The following is a 7738-nucleotide window of genomic DNA, read 5'->3' as shown; positions in this document are numbered from 1 at the left end:
GCGAAGATCCGCCAATTCATCACCGGCTGGAACGACCGCAAACACGCCTTCGTCTGGGCCAAGACCGCCGACGAAATCCTCACCAAAGCGAACCGTCAACCAACTTCAGAAACGCGACACTAGGCCAAGCAGGCGAGAGCCGTCACCGTGTTCGCGACAGTGGGGCGGCCGGAGTTCGCGCCTAGACTGAACACTGTCGTCGATCCGTTCCGCGCCTGAACGGTCCCACTCGACCTGGCGTTCGCGACCGAGTGCGGTGCATTCCCGAGAAGTCCGAGGGAATTTGATGTTCCGCCGATCGAGCATGCGGAGAAGCTGAGTTTCGTGCCCGTGTAACTGTACCCGCTAAACGCGCAGTACCTGCCCGTCTCGCAGGTCCCTACCGCAAGTGCGCCGATGAGCCCCTCGGCAGGCAAAGTGAGGGTGATCTCACCGTCCTCCCAGGAGATCGCGTTCGAGGCGATCTGCGTCCCTCCTGGGTGCTGAGCGAGGATCGTGTCGACCTGGTCTTGAAGCGTCGTTGTCTCGGCGCTCGCGGGCGTCGGGATCAGCAGCAGGATGAGAGCGCCGATGGCGGCGAGTAGTGCCGGCTTGATGCGATTCATGATTCGTTTCGTCTCCATATCGTGTACTCGAGTACGGCGGGGACAGGGAGAGCGAACGCGCTGTCTCCGCCCTGGTAGATGGTCTCCAGCGACAAGATCTGGCCGTCCGGTGAGACGACCAGCAGGTATTCCAGCTCGACTTGGCCGTTGGTGCTGCTTGCTCGAAAGGCGATCCCAGGTCTCCCGTCTCGGTCCGTCACGTCGCCCGCGACGGTGATATCCGGCTGTTCCGCCAGGACTTCGAGGATGCTCGATTCTTGGGCGGGCGTGGGCAGCCGTTGGGTGAGCAGCCCCTGGATCGCGCGATACAAGTCAGCAGCTGACACCTCGTCTCCGGTCACGTCGGATGCTTGTAGGAGGTAACTGCGCATCTCCGCCGCGGTGGTCGGCGGCTCGGAGCGAAACAGCAGCGGGTACTGTCCGGGCAGGAACGATTCCTCGGACAGCACAGTTCCCGGCGGCTCGGGCGCGGAATCGTGGAACCCGTGGGCGCCGCGAGCAGGGTATGCCTCGCCCGCGACAACGACGATGCTGCCGGAAAGATCATCGCGCCATTCCGTGCGCACGTCCTGCGGCTGGATGAACTGCGTGGGCCCGTCCGGTCCCACATCAAGCTGGGCCGACCAACTCGAGTACTCGACGATGTTCACGGGCGCTGCTTCGGGTCGGGTGCTCGCGAGGGCTGCGAGCTCGAGAAGGAGATCGTGCGCCGGTATGTCAACTGGGCGCGGCTCCAGGAGTTCCGGGGTGGCTGCGTAAGCGACCCCCTGTTGTGGGGAGAGGACACCGGACGCGATCAGGGCGACGACCAGCGTGCAGAGTGCTGCAGCTACCGTAGCCAGCGTGATCATGGGACGGCGCTGCCGAGGTGAGCTGGCGCCATCGGTGGACTGGCCGCGAAGGATGCGTCGAAGATCGGCGCGCGCGCGCGCGCTGAGCGGAGCGTCGCGGCGATTGGCGTAGGGGTCGGCGCGACGGATCAGGTCGTCGAGGTCAGCCATGAACTCCTCCATCGCCGGGGTGTGGCGACGCCGCGGGAGCGAGCGCAGCGCGCAACTTCGTGCGGATCCGGGAGAGGCGGACCCAGATCGTGCCGGGCATGCAGTCCAGAACCTCCGCGACGGTGCTTGCAGGCAGATCTTCCCAATACGTCAGGTACACCAGCTCGCGCTCGCTCGGTGACAGTTGCGCGACCGCAAGTCTCACGGACAGCAGTTCTGCCTCGTCGTCGGATGCCTCGAGATCCAAGAGGGCCGCGAAATGTTCGATCCGTGCATGCTCGCGCGCTTGGCGCCGGTACTCGTTTCCGATGACGTTCCGTGCGATCACAAGAACCCAGGTCAGGGTCGGCTCGGCGCCTTCGGTGTACTTCTGCCACGCGATCCGGTAGGTGTCTGCGCTGATGTCTTCGGCTGTTGCAAGGTTCCCGACCCGGTGCTGCGCATAGAGGAGAACGCGGTTGTAGGTGTCCTGGTAGAAGCGGGTGAATCCCGCGCGAAGAGGCATTTAGCCGCCCGTTCATCCCACCCGTCCCCGCGCGCCGGGGAACGACGATCTGAGCCTCATGCACTGGGTATTTCCGCAGCGGGCCGGTTCCTTACAACGAGATCTCGAGTGTGCCTGCTCAGGCGCCGCGCCGGTAGTGGGTTCGGGGGTGCCGCGGAAGGAAGACGGCCACGATCGCGGCGATGGTCGCTGGGACGAAGTACCAGCCGATGCTCAGTGAGCCCACGAGCGCGAAGATCGACAAGAGCACCGCCGACACGATGGAGAGCGGCTGCCACGCGCGTCCGGTAGCCGACAGAGGCAACGCGGCGAGGATGAGCGGTATCGCGAGCACCAGCAGGAACCAGATCCCCACGACCTCCAGCACGGTGCCGGAGGTGATGCTCTCCTGCCCGTCGGAGGTGGTCGACACCTGGATGTAGCTGGGCAGCAGCGCGATTGCGAGTGCAGCGGCAAGGGCGAGTGCAGCGGCGACGTACTGGGTCACGCGCTTGGCATTGAAATAGCGCGCCCGCAGATCGACGCCGTTCTGCTGGTGATGCTGCTGGAACGCCTGATCCGCGATGTCTCGCGGGCTTCCGAGTCGAGCCAGCACTTCTGCGGGGGCTGCGCCGCCGTCCAGCGATTCAGCCAGATGCTCAGCCAGTCCGGCGAGCAGCTCGCGGCGGTCATCGTCTGGTAGTGGCGCGGTGCGCCGCTCGACGTCGTCGAGCCACGTTCGTGCCTCGATGGGGAGCTGGGATGCGGGTGTCATGACGGCCTCCTCACGGTCCGGTCAACGGTGTCGCGCAACGGTGCCCAGGCCGACCGGAATGCATCGAGATACTCGGCTCCGAGATTCGTCAGCGTGTAATACTTCCGCGGTCTTCCTGCGTCCGACTCGACCCACTCGGTCTCCACCATTCCGGCCGAGCGGAGCCGGGCGAGCAGCGGGTAGAGCGTTCCTTCGCTGGCGATCAACCGGTCGGTTTCGAGACGCCGGGCAAGGTCGAGTCCGTAGGTGCGGCCGGCCTGTAGATAGGCGAGGACGCAGAACTCGAGCACGCCTTTGCGCAAGTTCGTCAAGATCCGTTCCTCGGGGGCGTCCATGCAAGGCACTATACCATGTGTAGCAAGACATAGTGCCTTGCATGGATACCTCGCTACCAGATGTCCCAGGGGCCGATCGTGCTGCAGACCGCTCCGAGGAAGGTGGTCACCGTCCCGGTAGTGACCTCCACGCGACGCGACGAACCGGAGAGCCCAAAGTCGCGGTACTCCTGCCAGGAGGACGCGTTCATGAAGGCGCTGAAGTTGTCGGTGACGCTACCGCTGGTCGAGCTGCTCTTGGTCACGACCCAGTTGCGGTACGCGATATTGCCGACGTTCACGTTGAAGCCAGTGCGGTATCTCGTGGAGCTGGTGAAGTAGATCCACGAAGTGCCGCACGATCCGGTGGCCGTATTGAACGGGGTAACCTCGGGACCGGTGCCCGGAGCAGGCCCGTTGCCCGCCACGCTTGCCGGAAGGGCAACGCCATCCGTGAAGTCGCCCGCGCGTGCCGACTGCGCCACGATCCACGCCGTTCCGGCGTCGTCGTAGCGCAGCTCGTACCCGTTGGTCCGCGCGACAGCGGCGTCGAAGCCTGTGATCTCGAGCGGCACGGTGGCGCCGCCGCCGACAGGCTGAGGGTCGAGCTCGTCGGCGTTGGCCGCGCCCGGCGCAGTCACGAGCAGGATTGCGGCCGTGACGGCGGCCAGAACTGTCGGCAGGAGCCGCCGACGATGCTGCTGGATGTTCACGATCTGATCCTCCTGCTCACGGGGTGATGAGCGAGTAGTGGTAGCTGAGCAGTTCGCTGCAGTCACCGGACTTGTTCATCGTGTAGCCCCACGTGACCCCGCCGGACGCGCTGCTCGTCTGGAGCCTCGTGCGGCTGTGATTGGTGTCGGTCGCCGCGAACGGGTTGCAGAACGCGACGTTCCGGAACGTGCCGAGCGTGTCTCCGACCGTGGACGTGTCGACCTGGCTATTGGACAGTCTCGACCAGCCGGTCGGCGTGTACCAGCCCCACCTGTGCACGTTGTTCCAGGTTCCGGTGCTGCTCCAGGTCCGCTCCGTGGTGGTCGACGAGACGTGGATGCCGACCGGATCCTGGACGCGTGCGTTCAGGCTGGCGAACCAGGTCGTCGCGCGACCCGAGACCTCCCCGCTGGAGGCAGTAGCCTCCTCCTGGACCCAGCCGTCCTCGGGCTCGAGGGTCGCGGATACAACAGCCGGAACGTCCGACAACGGGTAGGTCACGAGCGCGAGCTCTCGTGTGCAGGTGGCGGGGTCGAAGGTGACTTCCTGCCCGACCGTCAGCGTCGGTCCCTCCGATGCGCTGTCCGATCCGGTCGCGTTGAAGCTGCAGTCGCCCACGCGAGATGTGAGACCGTTCTGCGTGACAATGCTCGCTCCGGGAAGTGCTGCAGGATCGAACGGATAGTGCACCACGCCGGACGCATCGATGTACGCCTCGGTGACGACTTCCGTGTCGGCCGAGGCGGGTGCGACGCCGGCTGTCAGGACCAGCGCTGCAGTCGCGGCGGCGACCAGCGCGGACGCCGCGGTTTGCAGCCTTCTCATGGGGATTCCTCCAGGTTGACGAGGACGACGCACCATTGCGCCGTCAGACTAGGGATTTCCACCTCCGGCGGACTCCTTACATGCGATCCACCAGACCGACCGGCCCTCTGCACGACCCGGCGCCCGAACCTGTCGGCCTCCGGGTACCCATCAACATCGGAACAACCGTCGCCTGCGCGGCCGTGGAAGATCATGCCACTCGGCATCGTCCCGCTCTCGCTGCCGCTCACCATCAGGTCGAGCCTTCACCTGAACGATGCGACTTCGGTGTCCGCGGCACCGACCGATCCAGCCGCTATCCCGACATCTGCTGCTTCGACACATGCCAGTACACGGAGGAGGTCGACCTGGTGTGGCCGTTGACGCGCCCCACGTCTAGGAGCCTGTTGCGGGCGCGCATCGCACGAGATTTCTCGACGCGACATTTGGCGCAGGGCCATCGTTCAGGTGAGCTATTGCCCGCCGAGGAGGGCTACCGAGCCCTCCACTCGACAAGGTCTATTGATCGGCCCAACTTCTCAATTGGATTGGTGCCAGTAATTTTACTTCTAGTCTTCGCGAGCCTAGCGTTGAGGTACACCATCAATCATTGGAAAGGCCACCCGCGCAGCAGCGCACTTTCGGACCCCGCACCGTCAGCGCGATCGGATTCGGCGGCATGCCGATCTCGATCGAAGGGCGACCCGACGAGGAGCGGGCCATCGCTACCATCCATGCAGCACTCGACGCCGGTGTCACCCTTATCGATACCGCCGACGCATACCACCGTGACGCCGGCGAGGTCGGCCACAACGAGGAGCTCATCGCGCGCGCCCTGAGCTCCTACGGTGGCGACACCGACGCCGTGCTCGTCGCCACGAAGGGCGGCCATCTTCGGCCCGGCGACGGCTCATGGATCGTCAACGGTCGGCCGGAGTATCTCAAACAGGCGGCGAAGGCCTCGGCGCGACGCCTCGGTGTCGAAGCGATCGGGCTCTACCAGTTCCATCGACCCGACCCGGAGGTGCCGTACGCGGACTCGATCGGCGCCGTGCGCGACCTGCTCGACGAAGGCGTCATCGCCATGGCCGGCATCTCGAACGCCACCGTCGCGCAGATCGATGAGGCCAACGAGGTTCTCGGCGGACGGCTGGCCTCGGTGCAGAATCAGTTCTCTCCGGCGTTTCGCTCGAGCCTTGACGAACTCGAACACGCCGCCGCTCTTGGCATCGCGTTCCTGCCATGGTCGCCGCTCGGCGGCATCCGCGGCGCAGCTGCGGTCGGCGAACGCCACGCAGCGTTCCAGACAGTGGCCGATGCGCGCGGCGTGAGCCCACAGCAGATCGCGCTGGCCTGGGAGCTCGCCCTCTCGCCCGTGGTGATCCCCATCCCCGGCGCCTCACGTCCCGCGAGCGTCCAGGACTCGGTGCGCGCGGCCGAGCTCGAGCTCTCTGCCGACGAGCTCGCCGCACTGTCGAGCGCCGACTGAGCCGCACTCTCCAGATCCTCGTCCCGAAAGGACAATCGCTATGAAGACCTTCACCATGCCCGGAACCAACCTTGTCGTCCCCAACGTCGTGCTCGGTCTCATGCGCATCGCTGACAAGACCGACGACGAGGTCCGCGAGCTTCTGCGCACAGCTCGCGATGCCGGTATCGACTTCGTCGACCACGCCGACGTCTACGGCAACGATCTGCACGGGTGCGAGAGCCGCTTCGCCGAGGCGATGAGGCTGACCCCGTCCGAGCGCGACGAGATCACGATCCAGACCAAGACAGGAATCGTGAGGGAAGGTCCGTACTTCGACTTCTCCTACGAGCACATCGTCGAGTCCGTCGAAGGGTCATTGGCCGCGCTGCAGACCGACCGCATCGACATCCTGCTGCTACACCGTCCCGATGCGCTCGTGGAGCCCGAGGAGGTCGCTCGCGCCTTTGACGAACTCGAATCGTCCGGCAAGGTCCGCGCCTTCGGCGTCTCGAACCACACTCCCCGCCAGATCGACCTGCTGCGCAAGCACGTGCGCCAGCCGATCGTCGCGAACCAACTCCAGCTGTCGATCACCCACGAGCCGATCATCGCGCAGGGGGTCGCGGCGAACATGCTCGCGGAGCAGCAGTCGATCACCCTGGACGGTGGCGGGATCGTCGACTACTGCCGGCTGAACGACATCACCATCCAGGCATGGTCGCCATTCCAGGCCGGCTTCTTCACCGGAGTCTTCCTCGGGTCACCCGAGTACCCCGAGCTCAACGCCGTCATCGACCGCCTCGCCGCACAATACGACGTGCCACCGATCGCGATCGCGACCGCGTGGATCACCCGCCACCCCGCCCAGATGCAGGTCGTGCTTGGAACCACCAGCTCCGAGCGCGTCGCCGGCGCCGCCCGAGGCTCCGAGATCCCGCTCACCCGCGCCGAATGGTACGAGCTCTTCCGCACCGCCGGGCACCTCGTGCCCTGACCACATCAGCCATCAACCTTCTGAACTGACCTGGCTCTCATCGCGACGACTCCATCTCAGATTCCCGCAGCGACCGACGACAGGAGCATCCCCATGAAGATCGCCTTCCTCGGTCTCGGCCGCATGGGTCAGATACTGGCCGAGCACCTCCTCGACGCAGGACACGACCTTGTCGTCTGGAACAGGACGCCCGGCGTCGCCCCGCACCTGATTGCGAAGGGAGCCACCGCCGCTACCAGTCCAGGGGAGGCTGTCAGCGGCGCGAACGTCGTCATCACCGTGTTTTTCGGCCCTGACGCCGTGCGGGAGGTCGTCCTCAACGCAGACTTGCCGTTCGCACCCAACACCGTGTGGATGGACATCACGACGGTAGCGCCCCACCACGCGTCGGCATCCGCAGAGTGGGCGGCATCGCACGGCGTCAGCTTCGTTCAATCGCCGGTGATTGGCTCCCTAGTGTCGCGTGTCGTTAGTTCCTAAATGGTTGGTGGTTTGGGACAATTGGTCATGGCGAATTCTCCTGCTCCGGCGTTGCTGCTTCGTGATGGTGACAGGGACGAGTTGGCGTCGTGGACG

10 protein-coding genes are annotated in these 7738 nt (G+C 65.3%); 3 read left to right on the top strand and 7 right to left on the bottom strand.

The features are described from left to right. Window positions 1-119: 119 nt before the first annotated feature. The 7 genes from QT381_RS15495 to QT381_RS15465 form a co-directional block, all read right to left on the bottom strand. Window positions 120-605 carry a peptidase inhibitor family I36 protein gene (locus QT381_RS15495; RefSeq protein WP_289249934.1) on the bottom strand — a complete coding sequence of 162 codons (486 nt, stop codon included), beginning with the start codon at window positions 603-605 and terminating at the stop codon, window positions 120-122. Then, entirely contained in the window at window positions 602-1606 is a 1005-nt protein-coding gene (locus QT381_RS15490) for a CU044_5270 family protein (protein WP_289249933.1), read from the bottom strand. The genes QT381_RS15495 and QT381_RS15490 overlap by 4 nt, the downstream gene beginning before the upstream one ends. Beyond that, complete coding sequence (locus tag QT381_RS15485) at window positions 1599-2111, bottom strand: RNA polymerase sigma factor (protein WP_289249932.1); 513 nt, start codon at window positions 2109-2111, stop codon at window positions 1599-1601. The genes QT381_RS15490 and QT381_RS15485 overlap by 8 nt, the downstream gene beginning before the upstream one ends. A 118-nt stretch (window positions 2112-2229) precedes the next feature. Next, window positions 2230-2865 carry an HAAS signaling domain-containing protein gene (locus tag QT381_RS15480; protein ID WP_289249931.1) on the bottom strand — a complete coding sequence of 212 codons (636 nt, stop codon included), beginning with the start codon at window positions 2863-2865 and terminating at the stop codon, window positions 2230-2232. Next, entirely contained in the window at window positions 2862-3200 is a 339-nt protein-coding gene (locus QT381_RS15475; protein WP_289249930.1) for a PadR family transcriptional regulator, read from the bottom strand. The genes QT381_RS15480 and QT381_RS15475 overlap by 4 nt, the downstream gene beginning before the upstream one ends. Window positions 3201-3253: 53 nt before the next feature. Continuing rightward, a complete protein-coding gene (locus tag QT381_RS15470; RefSeq protein WP_289249929.1) occupies window positions 3254-3892 on the bottom strand; it encodes a hypothetical protein in 639 nt (212 codons plus the stop codon). Window positions 3893-3908: 16 nt separating this feature from the next. Further along, window positions 3909-4754, bottom strand: coding sequence for a hypothetical protein (locus tag QT381_RS15465; RefSeq protein WP_289249928.1), 846 nt, complete (start codon window positions 4752-4754; stop codon window positions 3909-3911). Window positions 4755-5376: 622 nt separating this feature from the next. Between QT381_RS15465 and QT381_RS15460 the strand changes: the two genes are divergently transcribed. The 3 genes from QT381_RS15460 to QT381_RS15450 all read left to right on the top strand — a co-directional run bounded on the left by QT381_RS15460 (window position 5377) and on the right by QT381_RS15450 (window position 7642). Then, window positions 5377-6186 carry an aldo/keto reductase gene (locus tag QT381_RS15460; protein ID WP_502877572.1) on the top strand — a complete coding sequence of 270 codons (810 nt, stop codon included), beginning with the start codon at window positions 5377-5379 and terminating at the stop codon, window positions 6184-6186. A gap of 40 nt (window positions 6187-6226) precedes the next feature. Then, window positions 6227-7162 carry an aldo/keto reductase gene (locus tag QT381_RS15455; RefSeq protein WP_289249926.1) on the top strand — a complete coding sequence of 312 codons (936 nt, stop codon included), beginning with the start codon at window positions 6227-6229 and terminating at the stop codon, window positions 7160-7162. A gap of 93 nt (window positions 7163-7255) precedes the next feature. Continuing rightward, the gene (locus QT381_RS15450) at window positions 7256-7642 is read left to right on the top strand and encodes an NAD(P)-binding domain-containing protein (RefSeq protein ID WP_289249925.1); all 387 of its coding nucleotides are present in this window, start codon (window positions 7256-7258) and stop codon (window positions 7640-7642) included. The last annotated feature ends 96 nt before the right edge of the window (window positions 7643-7738 follow it).

The organism is Galbitalea sp. SE-J8 (assembly GCF_030345695.1).
Taxonomy (GTDB): domain Bacteria; phylum Actinomycetota; class Actinomycetes; order Actinomycetales; family Microbacteriaceae; genus JAUASV01.
The sequence above is the reverse complement of the archived record's forward strand: the minus strand, read 5'-3'. Positions and strand labels throughout refer to the sequence as shown.

Excerpts from the sequence above, each read along its gene's own strand:
- QT381_RS15490 (WP_289249933.1), bottom strand. The coding sequence starts at position 1,606 with ATGGCTGACCTCGACGACCTGATCCGTCGCGCCGACCCCTACGCCAAT.
- QT381_RS15460 (WP_502877572.1), top strand. The coding sequence starts at position 5,377 with ATGCCGATCTCGATCGAAGGGCGACCCGACGAGGAGCGGGCCATCGCT.
- QT381_RS15485 (WP_289249932.1), bottom strand. The coding sequence starts at position 2,111 with ATGCCTCTTCGCGCGGGATTCACCCGCTTCTACCAGGACACCTACAAC.
- QT381_RS15465 (WP_289249928.1), bottom strand. The coding sequence starts at position 4,754 with ATGGTGCGTCGTCCTCGTCAACCTGGAGGAATCCCCATGAGAAGGCTG.
- QT381_RS15455 (WP_289249926.1), top strand. The coding sequence starts at position 6,227 with ATGAAGACCTTCACCATGCCCGGAACCAACCTTGTCGTCCCCAACGTC.
- QT381_RS15480 (WP_289249931.1), bottom strand. The coding sequence starts at position 2,865 with ATGACACCCGCATCCCAGCTCCCCATCGAGGCACGAACGTGGCTCGAC.
- QT381_RS15495 (WP_289249934.1), bottom strand. The coding sequence starts at position 605 with ATGAATCGCATCAAGCCGGCACTACTCGCCGCCATCGGCGCTCTCATC.
- QT381_RS15450 (WP_289249925.1), top strand. The coding sequence starts at position 7,256 with ATGAAGATCGCCTTCCTCGGTCTCGGCCGCATGGGTCAGATACTGGCC.
- QT381_RS15475 (WP_289249930.1), bottom strand. The coding sequence starts at position 3,200 with ATGGACGCCCCCGAGGAACGGATCTTGACGAACTTGCGCAAAGGCGTG.